This is a genomic window from Tsukamurella sp. USMM236 (assembly GCF_037148755.1).
In the GTDB taxonomy this organism is placed as follows: Bacteria; Actinomycetota; Actinomycetes; order Mycobacteriales; family Mycobacteriaceae; genus Tsukamurella.
Genome location: NZ_JBBCSS010000004.1, coordinates 98299 through 115824 on the forward strand (window position 1 = coordinate 98299; position 17526 = coordinate 115824).

Below are 17526 nucleotides of genomic sequence, written 5' to 3' on the forward strand. Positions count from 1 at the left end.
GCCGGGGGCCGTGGCAGGATGGTCACGACCCCAGGAGGACCCGTGACCCGCATCGTCATCATCGACGACGACCCGCTGGTGCGGTCCGGCCTGCGCATGATCATCGAATCCGCCGAGGACCTGACGATCGTCGGCGAGGGCGGCGACGGCGCCGAGGCCGTGGACCTGGTCCGCGAATGCCGTCCCGACGTGGTGCTCATGGACATCCGCATGCCGTCCGTCGACGGTCTCGCCGCCACCGCGCTGGTGCGCGCGGAGCCCGAACCGCCGCAGGTCATCGTGCTCACCACGTTCGACCTCGACGACTACGTGCTGCGCGCCCTGCAGGCGGGCGCCGCCGGCTTCATGCTCAAGGACACCCCGCCGCGCCAGCTGCTCGACGGCGTCCGCGTGGTCGCCTCGGGCGAGGCGATGCTCTCCCCCAGCGTGACCCGCAAGCTCATCGCCCGCTTCGCCGACGATCCGCGCGAGGACCGCCGCCGCGTCGCGCTCGCCCGGGTCGCGGTGCTCACGGACCGCGAGCACGAGGTCTTCCTCGGCATCGCCGGGGGCGGATCCAATGCCCAGATCGGCCGGGAGCTGTTCATGAGCGAGGCCACGGTGAAGACCCACGTCTCGCGGCTGCTGGACAAGCTCGACGTGGCCAACCGGGTGCAGCTCGCGATCCTCGCGCACGACGCCGGTCTCACGCCCCGTTAGGCCGACGGTGCCACCCGTACGACTTTCGTAGGGGGTCGCCGGCGCCCCGGTCCGACCATCGTCTACGAAGTGGACATCGGTCGTCCACAAGGGCTTTCGAGGCCTACCGTGCGTCGCTCCCGGTGGCCACACTGGATGGCATGGCATCATTCCTCTACAAGGTCGGACGGTTCTGCTACCGGAAATGGTGGCTCGTCCTCGTGCTCTGGATCGTCGCCTTCCTCGCGATCGGAGCCGCGGGATCGTCGCTGTCCAAGCCCTTCAAGGACGACTTCAACCTCCCCGGCAGCCGCGCCGTCGAGGCGCAGAACGTGTTGCAGGAGAAGTTCCCCGAGACCGCGAAGACGCAGGCGCCCACCGCCACTGTCGTGCTGCAGTCGACCAACGGGCAGCGGCTGGACCAGGGCGGCAACGCCACGGCCGTGAACGCCGTGGTCGACAAGCTGCGCCAGGTGCCGCAACTCACCGCCGCCGACAAGGCCGCCGTCATCAACCCCACCGTGGGGGCGGCCGCCGCCGAGAACCTCAGCAGCGACGGCCGGACCGCGCAGATCCACTTCTCCTTCGGCGACGTCAAGGAGGTCTCGGAGGAGTCGATCGAGGCCGTGGCGGCGGCGAAGAAGGCGGGCACCGACGCGGGCCTGAAGGTCGAGAGCGCCGGCTCCGCCAACGAGACCGAGGCCGAACCGCCGGCGGAGATGATCGGCATCGTGGTGGCGGTGATCGTCATGATCATCACCTTCGCGGCACTGCTCGCGGCGCTGATGCCGCTGGGGGCGGCGCTGATCGGCATCGGGCTCTCGACGTCGATCATCGCGATCGGCACCTCCTTCCTCACGCTCGGCACCTCCACGACCGGCCTGTCGATGATGATCGGGCTCGCGGTGGGCATCGACTACTCGCTGTTCGTGATCTCGCGGTACCGCCAGGAGTTGATGACCACGTCGGACCGGTCGCACGCCGCGGGCCTCGCGGTCGGCACCGCGGGCAGCGCCGTGGTCTTCGCCGGTGCCACGGTGATCATCGCGCTGTGCGGGCTGTCGATCACGGGTATGTCGTTCCTGTCCCAGATGGGCCTCGGTGCCGCGGTCACCGTCGCGCTCGCCGTCCTTGTGGCGCTGACGGTGCTCCCCGCCCTCCTGGGCATGTTCAAGTCGACCGTGTTCAAGCCTCGGCTGCCGCTGCTCTGGACGCCCGAGCAGACCGAGCGCCGCCCGATGGGTCAGCGCATCGGCGACCTCCTCACCCGCAAGCCGCTCCCCTTCCTCGTGGGTGCCGTCGCGATCCTCGCGCTCGCGGCCATCCCCATCGGGAAGATCGAGCTCGGCCTGGACTTCGCCGCGCCGTCGGACAAGGCGGCGGTGCAGATGCAGAGCGACGCTTTCGGCGCCGGCAAGTCGTCGCCGCTCGTCGCCGTCGTCGACACCCAGGGCAAGGGGGACCTGAAGGCGGCGACGCAGCGGTTCGCCGATCAGGCCCGCACGCTGCCGGGAATCGCCCACGACGGCGTGATCGGTCCCGTGCCCAACGCGACCGGCGACGCGGCGCAGTTCATCATCGTCCCGGAGTCGGGGCCGTCGACGAAGCAGACCGCGACCCTGCTCGACGAGCTGCGGGACCGCGCGGAGACCGTGGGCGGCGCCACGTCGACCTACATCGGCATCGGCGGCGCCGCGGCGATCAACGCCGACTTCTCCGAGACGCTCACCTCGAAGCTGCCGCTGTACCTGATCGTGGTCGTGGGCCTGGCGATCCTGTTGCTGATGATCGTCTTCCGCTCGGTGATCATCCCCGTGATCGCGTCGCTGGGCTTCCTGCTCTCCATCGCCGCCACCTTCGGCGTCACCGTCGGCGTCTTCCAGGAGGGCTGGTTGGGCTGGATCGCGCCCGAGGAGCGCGGCCCGATCCTGGTGTTCATGCCGATCTTCCTCATCGGCATCGTCTTCGGGCTCGCGATGGACTACCAGGTGTTCCTGGTGAGCCGGATGCGGGAGGAGCACCATCACGGAGCGCCGGCTCTGGAGGCGATCCGGATCGGCTACCGGTCGGGGGCCCGCGTCGTGACCGCGGCCGCGATCATCATGATCTCCGTCTTCGCCGGATTCACGCTCTCCTCCATGACCTTCCTGAAGCTGATGGGCTTCTCGATGGCGGCGGCCATCGTCTTCGACGCCTTCCTCGTGCGGATGATCATCATGCCCACGGCGATGGCGGTGCTCGGCGATCGCGCGTGGTGGATCCCGCGCTGGCTCGACAAGGCGCTCCCCCGCATCGACGTGGAGGGCGACGGGCTGCGGGCGATGGACGCCGGCGCGGACGCGGACACCGCACCCGTGCAGCAGAACCCGGCGATCGCGGCCGCCGCGCCGACGGTGGCTTCGACTCGCGTTCCGGCACCGCACCCGATCGCGGCGCCGCCGGTCACCCCGACGCTGATTCCCGCACGGACTCCCGCCGGTGCGGGAGGCGGGGCGGGAGGCGGGGCGCCGCAGGCCCCGCGGAGCACGGCCGAACTGGCGGAGCTGCGCGCGAGCAATCGCGCGCTGGCGGCGGAGCTCTCCGAGCTGCGTTCGGACTACCGATCGCTCTCCGCGCACGCCCGGCTGCAGGCCGAATCCGTGACCGACCCGGTGCGTTTCGAGGTCACGGGCGGATCGGACGCCGCGCGCTCGGGGACGCTGCACACGGCCCACCGGGCGATCGCGACGCCGGCCTTCGTGGCATCCGCGCCGCTCGCCGCGATCCCGGGCGTGGATCCCGCGTCGGCCGCGCGGCTCGGCGCGAGCGGTGTCACCGTCGACGGGGCCCGGTTGGGACTCCACCCCGGCGCCGAGACCGTCGAGGAGGCCGGCGGCCTCGCCGCCTTCGCGGGGTGGGATCTGCCACTGTTCGTGGACGTCTCGGCCCCGTCCTCCGATCCGGCCGCTGCCGTCACTGCGGCGTACCGGCTGGGCGGCGACGTCGTCTTCGCACCTGCGGCGGCGAGCGGCGCCCGGCGCGCTCTCGCCGAGCACAACTGGCTCACTGCGCTGCGACGGGGCGAGATGTCGCTGTGGGCCACTGTTCCCCTGCGCCTCGCCCACGACCGGGCCGCGTTGCGCGATCTGCTCGCCCGCCACGAGGAGGACGTCCGTTCCGGCGGACTGGGATTCGGCGGCGTCCGGGTCGTCGGCGCCGCGACCGATCCGCAGGCCGGCGATGCGCTCGTCCTGCTCACCGCGGCGCTGGACGCGGACCTTCCGCGGTACCTCGCCGCGGTCCGCGGACCCGAGGAACTGCTGCATGCGATCGGCGCGGGCGTCGATCTCATCGAATCCCCGGCGCCGCAGGACCTCGCGACCCGCGGAATCGCGCTGACGGCGGACGGTCCCATCGCGGTGTCCACGCGGCCCTTCCGCGACGACGTGCGTCCGCTCGACGCCGCCCCCGATCGGGACGGGGCGGCACCGTCTCCGAACCGCGCGTACGTGCACCACCTCTACCGCACCGACGCACCGTCGGCGGTGCAGGCGGTGACCCGGCACAACCTGCGGTTCCTCACCGCGCTCACCGCCGGGGCCCGGCGCGCGATCGACGAGGGACGGTTCCCCGCGTACCGCGACGCCTTCCTGCAGCGCTTCAGCGGCGGCGGAGCCACCAGTAGCGGGCGGGTGGACGACCACGACGGCGACGTCGTGGCGACCGCGCACTAGCGACGGAGAAGAGCGCTGCCGGACGGCGGCGGTGACGGCGGAAAGGCCGGCACCGCCGCCGTTCGTCGTCGGTCGAGGCGCGATCACGTACACCGTTCCGTAACCTCGTGCTCCGTGACGGGAGCCACATTTCCCTTGTGATTGCCATCACTTTTCGCAGGTCATTGCCTATGCAAGCTATTGCTAGCGATCTCCGGGGTGACCTGGTCTTACGGTCCTCACAGCCGATCGTGACCGAAGCGTTATCAAACCGCGACCGTCCCGCGGCGGGGATGACACCGCGCCGATAGGCCCCTAGTGTTCATCTCGACCCGCTCAGCGGGAACACAATTGAATCCACGAACCACCGCGTATGTGTGGGCCCGCCGCCGAAACGAGAGCATCTTCCTCGGGCGCCGGACCGCTTCCAGCGTGACGCACCACGTCGCCGAAGCCGGTTGAGCGATCGTCCTCAGCCCACCGCCGTGCCCGACAGAGAAGGCACGGTCCATGTCTTTCCCCGACACCTCCGCCCCAATCGGGCTGTGTCCTGGCATGCGCACCGGCGAAAGGAACACCTTGAAGAACATCCGCAAGACCCTGGGCATGATGGCCGTCACCGGCGCGATCGTCGCCGCTCCCGTTGCCTTCGGCACCGGTGCTGCGAACGCCGACAGCGTGAACTGGGACGCCATCGCGGCCTGCGAGTCGGGTGGCAACTGGAACACCAACACCGGCAACGGCTACTACGGCGGCCTGCAGTTCAGCCCGTCGACCTGGTCCGCCAACGGTGGCTCGGGCCTGCCGCACAACGCCTCGCGTGCCGAGCAGATCCGCGTCGCGGAGAACGTTCTGGCCTCGCAGGGCATCGGCGCGTGGCCGAGCTGCGGCGGCCGCGGCTAAGTCGCACCCGCTGTACAGAGACTGACGCCTGTGGCGGTCGATTCCTCGTGAATCGGCCGCCACAGGCGTTTTCGCGTCGCACCCCAGAGGACCGCCTCGTCCCGCCCGCTGAGACCTGGTCGCCCCGCTTCCGGCGCGAACTGCCAGAATCGCGGGGTGCGACTGCGCGTGCTCCTCCTGCTGACGGGGCTGTACTTCGCCCAGGGACTCCCGTTCGGCTTCTTCACGCAGGCGATCCCCGTCCTGCTCCGCGAGGCGGGCCTGTCCCTCACCGCGATCAGCCTCACCTCGTTCCTCTACCTCCCCTGGGGATTGAAGTTCCTCTGGGCGCCCGCCGTCGACCGGATCGGCACGCGCCGGCGGTGGCTCCTCGCCACGCAGCTCGGCTCCGCCGGCGTCGCCTTCGCCCTGGCCGCCACCGACCTCACCGGGTCCCTGCGGTGGCTGTTCGTCGCCATCGCCGCCATCAACCTGCTCTCCGCCACCCAGGACGTCGCCACCGACGGCCTCGCGGTGCGGCTCCTCGGCCCCCGCGACCGCGGCCTCGGCAACGGCATCCAGACGGGCGCCTACCGGCTCGGCATGATCGCCGGCGGCGGCGGGCTGCTGTGGATCTACGCGGAGAGCGGCTGGCGCGTCCTATTGCTCACCCTGGGCGGGCTGATCCTGCTGTGCACGGTCCCCGTCGTCCTGCTGGCGCGGGACGAGCCCGCCGACGGTGCGCCCCGCCCCGTCGAGCACGTCCGCCGCGAGGGCCTGGGCACGGCGTGGTGGCACCGCCTGCGCCGGCCCGGGGTGATCCCGTTGATCGGGCTCCTGGCCGCCTACAAGTTCGGCAATGCCATGGCGTCGTCCGTCTCCGGCCCGTTCCTGCACGACGCGGGCCTGGGCCTGCGGGAGATCGCGCTGGTGAGCGGCGCCCTGAGCTCCGCGGGCGCCCTCGCCGGATCGGCCGTGGGCGGCTGGCTCGCCTTCCGGCACGGGCGGCGCACGGCATTGCTGTTCGGCGGAGTCAGCCAGAGCCTGGCGGTGGGGCTGTACGTGATCGCGGCGCTCGGGATCGGCGGCGGCGGCATGGTGATCGCGGCAACGCTGCTCGAGCACGTCTTCGGCGGCGCCGCGTTGGTCGCATTGTTCACGCTGATGATGGACGCGTGCGAGCGCGACGACGCGGGCGCCGATTACACGCTGCTCGCGAGCGCCGTGGTCGCGGCGCAGGGGATCGCCGGATTCGCCGGCGGCGCCGTGGGCGATGCGCTCGGCTACCCGGCCGTGTTCACCATCGGCATGGTGCTCTCGGGCATCGGCTGCGCCGTGCTCGTGCGCGGCCTCGACCGGGGCGTCGGGCCCGCCACCATCACGACGTGGCGGCGGGGCCCGGTTCCCACACCATGAGCTCGTCCGCCGCGCGGAAACCGGTGCGGCGGTACAGCGGTATCGACTCCTCGCTCGGCGAGAGCACCAGTCGCCGGTAGCCGCGGTCGTGGGCGGCGCGCTGCACCGCCTCGATCAACGCCCGGCCGTGCCCCTCGCCCCGCGCCGCGGGCAGGACGAAGAGATGCCCCAGGTACCCCCAGGCCGATGGGGCCGCGCCCGGCACCGGCATCCGCCGGTACTCGTGGAGCGTCACCATGCCGGCGGCCGCGCCACCGCCGCCCGGAATGGACTCCCCCGCCAGGAACACGGTGCGCTCGTCGCGGATCCACCACGCCCGCACCTGTTCCACGAACGCGTCGTCCTGGGGATCGGTGGTGGCGCCGGAGGTCCGGGCCCACGCGTAGCGCAGCGTCGCCACCAGGCCGGCGTCGCGCTGCGGGTCCGCGGTCCAGACGTCCATGCCGCCCAGCCTACGGACGGAAAGACGAAGCAGCGCGGTGATCAGGCCGGGACCGGCTCCTTCGGATCCTCGGTCGCAGCGGCGTTGCGGGCCGCGAGATCGCTGATGGAATCGGCGGACTCGAGGACGGCGTCGCGGCGGTACTGCACGAAGGAGTACGCGAACGCGGCGATCCAGCCGGCGACGATGAGGATGTACACGACGCGCTGCGTCCCCGGATCGAGCGCGAGGCCGCTCTTGCCGACGAGGGTCCGGGCGTTGGTGAGGATGATCAGGCCGCCCACCGAGGCGCCGAGGAGGCGCGGCGGGAAGTGGCGCACCAGCCAGGCGGCGAACGGCGCCGCGATGACGCCGCCCAGCAGGATGGCGCCGGCGTAGGCGAAGTTCACGCCCTCGCCGCCGAGGTTGGCGAGGAAGCCGAGCGACGCGGCGAGCGCGATGAGGAACTCGCTGGTGTCGATGGTGCCAACCACCTTGCGGGGCTCCATCCGGCCCGAGGCCAGCAGTGCCGGCGTGCCGACGGGACCCCAGCCGCCGCCACCGGTGGCGTCGACGAAGCCGCCGAACAGGCCCAGCGGCGCGAGGAAGCGCGACTTGAGCGGCTTGCCCAGGTTCTTGGTATCGATGCCGCGGAAGGTGAAGCGCAGCAGCACGTACAGGCCGAGCAGCAGCAGGATCGTGGACATCAGCGGCTTCGCGACCTCGGTGGAGAGGTTGGAGAGCACCGTCGCGCCGATGAACGCGCCGATCGCGCCGGGGATGCCGATGCGGCGCACGACCTTCCAGTCGACGTTGCCGAAGCGCCAGTGCGATGCGCCCGAGACGGCGCTGGTGCCGATCTCGGCGAGGTGGATCGTCGCGCTGATGGCGGCGGGCGAGAGCGTCGTGAGCGCGACCAGGAAGGTCGTCGCCGTCACTCCGAAGGCCATCCCGAGGCTGCCGTCGACGAGCTGCCCGAGCAGTCCGACGAAGGCGACGATGACGAGGGTGGGCATGCTGGTCTCCTGCGGCTGAGGCGGACGAGGGGACTCGTCCGGATATGACAGGTCACTCTGCCGAGCGCGTCACAGGATCGGAACCGTCCCGATCAGCGTGATCCGAAACCGGTACTGCGACCGCTGCTGAACCGTCCCTCCACGCGGTGCGGTCACCGCGCGTGCTCGCCGAGGAGGAACCAGGTCCGCTGGTCCGGTTTGCCCTTGACCGCGATGAGGCCCCGCTCCTCGAAGGCGAAGGCCCGGCCGAGCCGGTCGTGGACGGATGAGGTCACCTGGATCCGGCCGACGACCCCCGTCGACTCCATCCGGGACGCGACGTTGACGGCATCGCCCCAGACGTCGAAGAAGAACTTCTTCGATCCGACGATGCCGGCGACCACGGGGCCGTCCGCGAGGCCGATCCGGAGCGGCGTCGCGCGGCCGTCGGCGTTCGTCACCCCGGCCGCCGCGCCCTGGAGCGCCACCGCGAACCGCGCCAGCTCCTCGAGGTGGTCGGGGCGCGGTTCGGGGACGCCGCTCACCACCATGTAGGAGTCCCCGGTGGTCTTGATCTTCTCGAGCCCGTGGCGCTCCACCAGCGCGTCCAGGGTGGTGTAGAGCCGGTCGAGGTACCGGACGACGTCCGCGGGGGCGGTGCGACTGGACATCTCGGTGAACCCGGCGATGTCCGCGAACAGGACCGAGGCGTCGTCGTAGGAGTCCGCGACCTCGGCGTGGCCCGGCTCCTTCAGGCGCTCCGTGACGGACCTCGGCAGGATGTTGTTCAGCAGCGCCTCGGACCGCCGGAACTCCTCCTCGAGCGCGGCGTCCGCGCGCTCGATCTGGAACAGCCCGGCCCCGACGATCGCCACCGCCAGGGACGCCGCGGCGATCACGTTGACGACGAAGCCCGTGGTGGCGAACCAGTGCGGCACCAGGCCCGTGTCCTCGGGCACGGTGAAGTGCAGGTAGATCATCGCGGAGAGACACACGACGACCACCGCGGTGGCGGCGACGATCCGGCGGACGCCCACGATCATCGGCACGCCGACCGCCATGACCAGGTAGTAGTACAGCAGCCCCACGCCCTCGCCGAGGAGGACGCACAGGCTCCACAGCGTGACCGTCGCGACGGCGAAGAACGCCGTCGGCGCCACCAGCGCTCCGAATCGCCCCAGCGCCGGGACCAGCGCCAGCGCGGCCCCGGAGACGACGTTGACGAGCATCACCTGGTGCGGCCCGCCGAAGGCCAGGCCGATCACCCCGAAGCCGAAGCTCACCGCCGCCGAGGCGTACGCCGCGAGTGAGACGAGGCGCAGCCCGCGGCGGTCCGCCTCCGGGATCGCGCCCTCGGCGTACCCGCTCGCGGCGCACCACGCCCGAAAGTCTGCGCTGGTCGGCACAGGCCGAGCGTAGCCAGGCCGGGGCGCCGCCGATGCCGATCCGGACGGATGCCCGTACCGCTGCCCGGGCCCGCGGCGGGGCCTAGGCTGGCGGACATGGACTACCTGCGTCCCGTCGCATTCGGCCTGTTCGTCACCCCGTCCGCCGCGGCGCTCGACAACTGCTTCGCCCTCGCCGAGCTCGCGGACGGGAAGGTCGAGTTCCTGGGGGTGCAGGACCACCCCTACCAGCAGGCCTTCGTCGACACCTTCACGCTGATCGGCGCGCTGCTCGACCGCACCGAGGAGGTGCGGGTCTTCCCCGACGTGGCCAATCTGCCGCTGCGGCCGCCCGCCGTGCTGGCGCAGGCTGCGGCGACCCTCGACCTGTTGTCCGAGGGCCGGTTCGAGCTGGGCCTCGGCGCGGGCGCGTTCTGGCCCGCGATCGCCGCGATGGGCGGCCCCGAGCGCAGCCCCGGCGAGGCCGCCGGGGCGCTCAAGGAGGCCGTCGAGGTGATCCGCCTGATGTGGTCGGGCGACCGGTCCGTGCGCTTCCACGGCGAGCACTACCGGCTCGACGGGGTGCATCCCGGCCCGCGCCCCGCGCACGACATCGGGGTCTGGCTGGGCGTCGGCGGGCCGAAACTGCTGCGCTTCCTCGGCGGCCACGCGGACGGGTGGGCACCGTCGAACTCCTTCTTCCCGCCCGCGACCCTGCCCGAACGGCACGCCGCCATCGACGACGGTGCGCGCGCCGCCGGCCGCGATCCCGCGTCGATCCGGCGCGTCTACAACATCTTCGGGTCCATCGACGACCAGCCGTCGGACGAGCCCTTCCGCGGCACCGTCGAGCAGTGGACGGAGCAGCTGACCGGTCTCGTCGTGGACACGGGCATGGACACCTTCGTCTTCGGCGCCGAGGACGACGACTACGAGCAGTGCCGGCGGTTCGTCGAGGACGTCGCGCCGCGCGTGCGGCAGCGCGTCGCCGAGGTCCGCGCGAGCGGGTAGCTACTCGGCAGGGAGCGAGCGCACGACGCGGCAGGGATTGCCGACGGCGGCGACGTGATCGGGAATGTCGCGGGTCACCACGCTGCCCGCGCCAACGACGGTGTTCCGGCCGATGGTGACGCCGGGACACACGATGACGCCGCCGCCGAACCAGACGTTGTCGCCGATCGTGATCGGCTCGGCCGTCTCCCACCGCGCCCGCCGCGCGGCGTGGTCCTCGACGGGGTGCAGCGCGGTGAGCAGCTGCACGCGCGGCCCGATCGAGCAGTCGGCGCCGATGGTGATCTGCGCGCAGTCCATGAGGATCGCGTCGTAGTTGAGGAAGCTGTTGGCGCCGATCGTGATGTGCGCCCCGTAGTCGCACTGGAATCGCGGCATGACCCAGGAACCCTCGCCGATGCCGCCCAGGAGCTCCTGGAGGATCTGAGAGCGCACTGCGTCGTCGTCCGCGGCGGTGACGTTGAACCGGTCGAGCAGCCGGCCGCAGGACTTCCGCATCGCGACGAGCTCCGGATCGTTGTCGCGGTAGCGCTCGCCGGCGAGCATCCGATGGAGTTCCGTGGCCACGCCCCGACGGTACCCACCGCCGTGGAACTACCCGGAGAATGCGAAAGGGCTCCGGAATGCGAAAGGGCTCCGGAATGCGAAAGGCCCCCGGATTTCTCCGGGGGCCTTCGACCTAGTAGCGGGGACAGGATTTGAACCTGCGACCTCTGGGTTATGAGCCCAGCGAGCTACCGAGCTGCTCCACCCCGCGTCGGGTAAACACCACGTTACTGGAATGCGCTCACGATGTGCAAATCAGTTGAACGTGACGCTCGTCTCTCCGGCCGGGCCGGGCGTCGCCGCCCCGGCCGGAGAGCTGAGATCAGTTGCCGCCCCGCGCCTTCGCCTCGGCCGCCTGCAGCTTGGTGATCGCGTCACCGAGCTGCTTCATCGACTGGCCGACGGCGACCTGGTCGCCGGAGCGCTGCGCCGAGAGCACCGAGCTCCAGGCGTCGGAAACGGCCTTCACCGCGGCCTGCACCTCAGGGGTGTCGGCGCCGGGCACGGTCGCCTGCGTGGGCGGCTGGTCCGGGCCGGGCTGCGTCGCGCCCGGCACCGTCTGGCCCTGGGTCGGGCCGGAGACGCCCGTCGCCGCCGTCGCGAGCGCGGCGTCGACGCCCCGGTACCCGGCGTCGGTGAGCGACGCCGCGACCGTCGTGCGGTAGCCCGCGCCGCCCGTGACCGGGTTGAGGCTGAGCACCTTGATCAGCTTGGGCGCGGCCCGCTCCCCCGTCGACTGCGCGTACATCGGCCAGACGTAGGTCAGTCCGCCGTTCGCGAGCGCGATCGCCTGCAGGTTGCCGAAGCGCGGGTTGAGCGCCTGGATGTTGGCGTTGTCGGCCACGACCGGCGGTGCGCCCTTGATCAGGTCGGCCGCCTGCATCGGGCCGGGGGTCCGGCGCCCGGGCAGCTCGCGCATGTCGCGCACCAGCAGCCGGCCCGCGTCCTCACCCTCCGACGACACGGAGACGAGCCCCGCGAGGTACGGCTGGTCCTTCGCCTGCAGGATCGACGAGAGCTGGAACTGCGCCGGGCCACCGCCGGGCGCCGACGCCACCGAGTAGTACGGGGACTGCAGGCCGTCCTTGTCGGGCGTCTCGTTCGGCGCCGCGGCAGCCTGCCAGACGTCGTTCTGCCGGCGGAAGGTGTCGGGGTCCGACGTGTGGTACTTCTGCAGCAGGAAGCGCTGGACCTCGAACAGGTCCTGCGGGTAGCGGAAGTGCTGCGCCACCTCGGCGGGCACCGCGCTCTTCGGCTCGACCACGCCGGGGAAGACGCTCTTCCAGGCATTGAGGACGGGATCGCTCTCGTCGACCTGGTAGAGGTGCACGGAACCGTCGTAGGCGTCGACGGTGGCCTTCACCGAGTTGCGGATGTAGCCCACCTTCTCGTCCACCTGGCGGCGCTGCGCCTGCTGGCCGGGCGTGGTCTGCTGGCGCGAGCCGGTGGCGTCCGACAGCGAGGTCTGCTGCGCGTACGGGTACTTCGGCAGCGTGGTGTAGCCGTCGACCACCCACAGGATCCGGCCGGTGCGCGAGTCGACCATCGGGTAGGTCTTCGTGTCCACCGTGAGGAACGGCGCGAGCTGCTTGACCCGGTCGCGCGGGTCGCGCTGGTAGATGATCTTCGAGTCCGGCCCGATGTTCCCGTTGAGCAGGATGTTCCGCTCGGTGAACTTGATCGCGTAGGCGAGGCGGGTGAACCAGTTGCCGATCCCGACGCCGCCGTCGCCCTCGTAGCGCGAGCGCTCGGTGTCGCTGTCGAGCTCGCGCGGGTCGCCCGTGCTGCCGACGACGGAGTAGAAGCCGGGATCGGAGCCGATGATCTCGCCGTAGTAGATCCGCGGCTGCGTGACGGCCTTGCTGCCGGCCACGCCGTTGCGCGTGAACACGGGCTGGCCGCCCGCGTTGTTGTTGTTCACGGCGTCGCGGCCGCTCTCGCTGACCACCTGGTCGACCTGGCCGGCCGGCGCGGTGATCAGGCCGTTGCCGTGGGTGTAGACCATGTGCCGCGAGGTCCAGTCCGACGGGGTCTTGCCGGGGTCCAGCTCGATCGGCGCGAGCAGCACGTTGGTCTGATTGCCGCCCACGTCGTAGCGGTCCACCGAGAGCTTGCCCGAGAGCCGGTAGTAGTCCTTGAGGCCGCCGAAGTTCGAGAAGGCCTGCGAGACCACGTTCGGGTCGAGCAGACGCACGTTCTGCAGCGAGGGGGCGTCCTTGGCGGTGAGCGTCTGCAGGGCCTCGGGTGAGGCCTTGGGATCGGATTTCTCGTACTTCGCGCTCGCGAGCCCGTAGGCCTCCTGCGTCGCCGCGATGTTCCGCGCGATGTAGGGCAGCTCCTTCTCCGCGTTGGGGCCGACGGAGAAGGTCTGCACCGCGGTGGGCCAGCCGACGCCGACCACCAGCGAGGAGAACAGCATGAGCACGGTCGCGATCGCGGGGACCCGCAGGTCGCGCAGCACGATGCCGAAGAAGAAGGCGGCGGCGCAGATGATCGCGATGCCCGTGAGGATCGCCTTCGCCGGGAGCATCGCGTGGATGTCGGTGTAGTTCGCGCCGGTGAACATCGGCGACCGGTTCGAGTAGACCAGGGCGTACCGGTCGAACCAGTAGGCGACGGCCTTGGTCAGCAGGAAGACGCCGGCGATCGCGGCGAGCTGGATGCGCGCGCCGCGCGACAGAGAGCCCTCGCGGCCCGCCAGGCGGATGCCGCCGAAGACGTAGTGCGCGACCAGGTTCGCCAGGAACATGACGATCAGGCCTGCGAACAGGAAGCCGAGGACGAACTCGATGAAGGGCAGCGTGAAGGCGTAGAAGCCGATGTCCATGCCGAACTCGGCGTCGGTGTCGCCGAAGGGCTGGCGGTTGAAGAACAGCAGCACCTGCTGCCACGCCGACTGCCCGAAGATGCCGGCGATGAGCCCGATCAGCAGGGAGGGCACGATCGCGAAGGTCTTCAGCTTGCTCGTCACCACGGCGCGGTACCGCACCACCGGATCGTCCGTCGGCGAGGGCAGGAAGGCCGGCCGCACGCGGTACGCCAGCCACATCCCGGCGAACGTGAACAGCGCCAGCACCACGCCCGTCACCACGAACAGGCCGAGGCGCGAGAGCAGCACGGTCCGGAGCACGCCGGCATGGCCGAGCGAGCCGTACCAGAGGAAGGCGGTGATCACGTCCACCACCCGGGGCCCGATGAGCAGCAGCGCCAGGAGGACCACGGCGATCGCGATGAGGATCTTTGCCCGGCGGGACAGCGTGGGAATGCCCGCGGCACGAGGTGTCGTCACGACAACCACTGTACGGATTGCCCGAGATGGGATCCGCGCGTGCTCACCGACGTGGTACCGCGCGCGCCCCGGGATGCGATCATGGGCGCGTGACCTACGACGAGCCGGAGCAGGTATTCGACGAGGCGGCCCTGGGCCGCGCGGCCCGCGAGGCCATCGAGTTCGTGGAACCGCAGGGCTGGGGCCAGCCGCCCCAGTTGTTTGGGCTCGTCCCGACCTCGCTGCTCGCCACCAGTCAGCCCGAGTGGGCCGACATCCTCGACGACGGTGCCTCGCTCACCGTGATCGAGCAGGAGCCGCTGCCCGGCGACCCGCGGGGCGGCAGCACCGAGCTCAACCACGTGCTCGCCACCACCACCTGGCCCGACGAGGTCGTCGGGTGCGCGCTGGTGCAGGAGATCATCGTGCTGCCGCCGACCGCGGAGGCGGATCTCGACGGCGCGCTCGAGCCCCATCTGGCCGATGTGGACGCCGCCGACCGGGCCGGCCGCGCCGCCGCCGAGAGCCACCCGGGCCGGCGCACGGCGCGGATGGTCGCGGCGGTGCTGCGCGACGGCCACCGGATCACCCTGCTCACGCTGCAGCCCGACGACGACGATCCCTTCGCGGACTCCGACCTGCTGCGCGCCGACCAGCTCGCGCCGGGCCTGATCCAGGGACTGCTCGCCACCTTCGACGAGGACTGACCCCGCTCCGCGACCCGCGGGGCGCTCAGCAGGACGGCGCGGGGCGACCCTCGCGGACGTCCGCGAGCGCCTGGATCGCGCCGTCGAGCGTCTCGACCTTCACCAGCTGCAGGTCCGCGGGCGGCGAGGACTTCGCGGCGTCGCAGTTGGCGGCGGGCACGAGGAAGACCGAGGCACCGTCGCGCTTGGCGCCCTGGAGCTTGTGCTCGATACCGCCGATGGGCCCGACCTTGCCGTCCGAGGCGATCTCGCCGGTCCCGGCGACGTTCTTCCCGCCCGTGAGGTCGCCCGGTTCGACCAGGTCGACGATGCCGAGCGAGAGCATCAGCCCGGCCGACGGCCCGCCGACCTGCTGCACGCCGAAGCCGATGCGGATCTTCGGGTCCGCGGGGACCTGCCCCACGACGATCCCCAGGCGCGGCTTGCCCTCGGACTCGGCGAGCGTGACGGGGACCTGCGCGGCACCGTCGGCGCGCCGGACCGTGACGGTGACGACGTCGCCCTTCTTCTTGCCCTCGAGGCCCTTGGCGACCTGGTCGGGGGCGGCGACGGGCGCACCGTCGACCGCCTCGACGACGTCGCCCTCGCGCAGCTTGCCCTGCGACGGTCCGCCCTCGCTGAGGCCGACGACGCCGACGGCCGTCGGGATCTTCAGGTACCGCAGCGCCGCGACGGTCGCGGAGGATTCGGAGCCGGTGAACTGCTCGCGGTTGCCCGCCTCGATCTGCTCGCGGGTGGCGCCGGGCGGGTAGTAGGCGTCGCGGGGCGCGATCTGCGCGCCGCTCGCCCACTTGGCGAGCGCGCCGTAGAGGTTGAGGCCGTCGGTCACGGCGATGGTCGTGAAGCGCAACTGACCGGCGGGCTGATGCACGGGCAGACCGTCGATGGTGATGACCCTGCGGTCGACGACCTTGCCGTCGGCGTCGCGCTCGGCGTACGTGGTGAGCGTGTCGGCGGTGTCCCCCGGGCCGACGGCGACGTAGGGCACCGTCACGAACATCCCCAGCAACACGAGCACCAGAAGCGGTACCAGGGCGGCGAGAGCTGTCGTGATCCTGCGTTCCGTCACGGGCCACAGCGTAGCCGCCGCCGTTCGCGCGGGATGTTCGCGCAGAGCGTGACGGACGGAGCGGCCCGGGGTGGACCGGGGCAGTACCGTGGAGTCATGAATGACCTGCCCTTCGGATTCTCCTCCGGCGACGACGGCGGTGACGACGGCAAAGGCCGACGGGACCAGCCGTTCGGCGCCGGTCAGCCCTTCGACATGTCGCAGCTGGGCGACATGCTGAGCCAGCTCGGCCAGATGATCTCCGGCATGGGCACCGGCATGACCGGCCCGGGTGCCGGCACCGGCGAGCCCGTCAACTACACCCTCGCGGCGCAGCTCGCGCGCCAGACCCTCGGCAAGCACGAGCCCGTCTCCGAGGGCCAGCGCAAGGCGGTCGAGGAGTCGATGCACCTCGCGCAGCTCTGGCTCGACGGTGCCACCGTGCTCCCGGCGGGCCCGCAGAAGACGGCGGCGTGGACCCCCGTCGACTGGCAGGAGAAGACCCTGCCCACGTGGAAGCGGCTGGTGAACCCCGTCGCGGAGAAGATCTCCGGCTCGTGGATGCAGAGCATGCCCGAGGAGGCGCGCGAGATGGCGGCGCCGATGATGGGGATGTTCAGCCAGATCGGCTCGATGTCCTTCGGCACGCAGCTCGGCCAGGCGCTCGGCTCGCTGTCGAAGGAGGTGCTCACCAGCACCGACATCGGCCTGCCGCTCGGCCCCGAGGACACCGCGGCGCTGCTGCCCGAGGCGATCGAGGCGTTCAGCAAGGACCTCGACGTCAAGGACCAGGAGATCCTCGTCTTCCTCGCGGCGCGCGAGGCCGCGCACCAGCGGTTGTTCTCGCACGTGCCGTGGCTGCGCGCCCGGGTGCTCGACACCGTCGAGCAGTACGCCCGCGGCATCACGATCGACATGTCGGGCATCGAGGAGCTCTCCCGCAACCTGGACCCGACCGCGCTGCAGGACCCGTCGAAGCTCGAGGAGCTGATGGCCGCGCAGGGCGCCGCGCTGCAGCCCAAGGCCACGCCGGAGCAGACCGCCGCGCTCGAGCGCCTCGAGACGCTGCTGGCCCTCATCGAGGGCTGGGTCGAGGACGTCGTGCACGCGGCGATCGCCGACCGGCTGCCCAGCGCCGCCGCGCTGCGCGAGACGATGCGCCGCCGGCGCGCATCGGGCGGCCCGGCCGAGCAGACCTTCGCCACGCTCGTCGGCCTGGAGCTGCGCCCCCGCAAGGTGCGCGAGGCGGCCGACCTGTGGGAGCGGATCCTGAACGCCACCTCGATGGAGGAGCGCGACGGCATCTGGGCCCACCCCGACCTGATCCCCGACGCCGCCGACCTGGACGCGCCCGCGGCCTTCATCGACCGACTGCTGGGCGACTCGTCCAGCGCGGAGGCCTCGGACCTCGACGATCCGATCGCCGCGATCGAGCGGCTGGGACGCGAGTCCGGCGGCGCTTCCGACGGGAACTGAC

At 71.4% G+C, this 17526-nt stretch carries 13 protein-coding genes and 1 tRNA gene; 7 read left to right on the forward strand and 7 right to left on the reverse strand.

Translation table 11 applies throughout. The annotated features are described in order from the left end of the window. Positions 1–42: 42 nt before the first annotated feature. The 4 genes from WFK95_RS14580 to WFK95_RS14595 all read left to right on the forward strand — a co-directional run bounded on the left by WFK95_RS14580 (position 43) and on the right by WFK95_RS14595 (position 6668). Entirely contained in the window at positions 43–699 is a 657-nt protein-coding gene (locus WFK95_RS14580; RefSeq protein ID WP_224648863.1) for a response regulator, read from the forward strand. Positions 700–839: 140 nt separating this feature from the next. Further along, positions 840–4391, forward strand: a complete 3552-nt coding sequence (locus tag WFK95_RS14585; protein ID WP_336671119.1) for a tRNA-guanine transglycosylase — start codon at positions 840–842, stop codon at positions 4389–4391. A gap of 558 nt (positions 4392–4949) precedes the next feature. Further along, on the forward strand, positions 4950–5273 hold the full coding sequence (locus tag WFK95_RS14590; RefSeq protein ID WP_224647952.1) for a transglycosylase family protein: 324 nt from the start codon (positions 4950–4952) through the stop codon (positions 5271–5273). 156 nt (positions 5274–5429) lie between these two features. Beyond that, positions 5430–6668 (forward strand): MFS transporter, encoded by a 1239-nt coding sequence (locus WFK95_RS14595; RefSeq protein WP_224647951.1) that lies wholly within the window; start codon positions 5430–5432, stop codon positions 6666–6668. On the opposite strand, the gene WFK95_RS14600 is transcribed toward WFK95_RS14595, so the two are convergent. From WFK95_RS14600 to WFK95_RS14610, 3 genes are all read right to left on the reverse strand, one after another. After that, on the reverse strand, positions 6631–7110 hold the full coding sequence (locus WFK95_RS14600) for a GNAT family N-acetyltransferase (RefSeq protein WP_336671120.1): 480 nt from the start codon (positions 7108–7110) through the stop codon (positions 6631–6633). The genes WFK95_RS14595 and WFK95_RS14600 overlap by 38 nt on opposite strands. Positions 7111–7151: 41 nt before the next feature. Next, a complete protein-coding gene (locus WFK95_RS14605) occupies positions 7152–8105 on the reverse strand; it encodes a sulfite exporter TauE/SafE family protein (RefSeq protein WP_224647949.1) in 954 nt (317 codons plus the stop codon). Between the two features lie 152 nt (positions 8106–8257). After that, positions 8258–9490 (reverse strand): adenylate/guanylate cyclase domain-containing protein, encoded by a 1233-nt coding sequence (locus WFK95_RS14610; RefSeq protein ID WP_336671121.1) that lies wholly within the window; start codon positions 9488–9490, stop codon positions 8258–8260. Between the two features lie 96 nt (positions 9491–9586). Between WFK95_RS14610 and WFK95_RS14615 the strand changes: the two genes are divergently transcribed. Further along, positions 9587–10480 carry an LLM class flavin-dependent oxidoreductase gene (locus WFK95_RS14615; protein WP_336671122.1) on the forward strand — a complete coding sequence of 298 codons (894 nt, stop codon included), beginning with the start codon at positions 9587–9589 and terminating at the stop codon, positions 10478–10480. Here the strand turns inward: WFK95_RS14615 and WFK95_RS14620 are convergent, their stop codons facing one another. The 3 genes from WFK95_RS14620 to WFK95_RS14630 form a co-directional block, all read right to left on the reverse strand. After that, complete coding sequence (locus tag WFK95_RS14620) at positions 10481–11026, reverse strand: sugar O-acetyltransferase (protein WP_336671302.1); 546 nt, start codon at positions 11024–11026, stop codon at positions 10481–10483. A 137-nt stretch (positions 11027–11163) separates the two neighbouring features. Further along, positions 11164–11237, reverse strand: a tRNA-Met gene (locus WFK95_RS14625). Between the two features lie 111 nt (positions 11238–11348). Further along, positions 11349–14315: a UPF0182 family membrane protein gene (locus tag WFK95_RS14630; protein ID WP_336671123.1), complete on the reverse strand. Its 2967-nt coding sequence runs from the start codon at positions 14313–14315 to the stop codon at positions 11349–11351. Positions 14316–14404: 89 nt separating this feature from the next. On the opposite strand from WFK95_RS14630, the gene WFK95_RS14635 reads away from it, so the two are divergent. Then, positions 14405–15001, forward strand: a complete 597-nt coding sequence (locus WFK95_RS14635; protein WP_224647943.1) for a PPA1309 family protein — start codon at positions 14405–14407, stop codon at positions 14999–15001. Positions 15002–15026: 25 nt separating this feature from the next. Here WFK95_RS14635 and WFK95_RS14640 read toward each other — a convergent pair whose 3' ends face one another. Next, positions 15027–16070, reverse strand: coding sequence for a YlbL family protein (locus WFK95_RS14640; protein WP_336671124.1), 1044 nt, complete (start codon positions 16068–16070; stop codon positions 15027–15029). A gap of 96 nt (positions 16071–16166) precedes the next feature. Between WFK95_RS14640 and WFK95_RS14645 the strand changes: the two genes are divergently transcribed. Next, positions 16167–17525: a zinc-dependent metalloprotease gene (locus WFK95_RS14645; RefSeq protein WP_336671125.1), complete on the forward strand. Its 1359-nt coding sequence runs from the start codon at positions 16167–16169 to the stop codon at positions 17523–17525. Position 17526: the final 1 nt, after the last annotated feature.

What these genes read in the sequence shown, in the direction of transcription:
- WFK95_RS14585 (WP_336671119.1), top strand. Translation starts at nt 840, where the DNA reads ATGGCATCATTCCTCTACAAGGTCGGACGGTTCTGCTACCGGAAATGG.
- WFK95_RS14605 (WP_224647949.1), bottom strand. Translation starts at nt 8,105, where the DNA reads ATGCCCACCCTCGTCATCGTCGCCTTCGTCGGACTGCTCGGGCAGCTC.
- WFK95_RS14615 (WP_336671122.1), top strand. Translation starts at nt 9,587, where the DNA reads ATGGACTACCTGCGTCCCGTCGCATTCGGCCTGTTCGTCACCCCGTCC.
- WFK95_RS14600 (WP_336671120.1), bottom strand. Translation starts at nt 7,110, where the DNA reads ATGGACGTCTGGACCGCGGACCCGCAGCGCGACGCCGGCCTGGTGGCG.
- WFK95_RS14620 (WP_336671302.1), bottom strand. Translation starts at nt 11,026, where the DNA reads ATGCTCGCCGGCGAGCGCTACCGCGACAACGATCCGGAGCTCGTCGCG.
- WFK95_RS14645 (WP_336671125.1), top strand. Translation starts at nt 16,167, where the DNA reads ATGAATGACCTGCCCTTCGGATTCTCCTCCGGCGACGACGGCGGTGAC.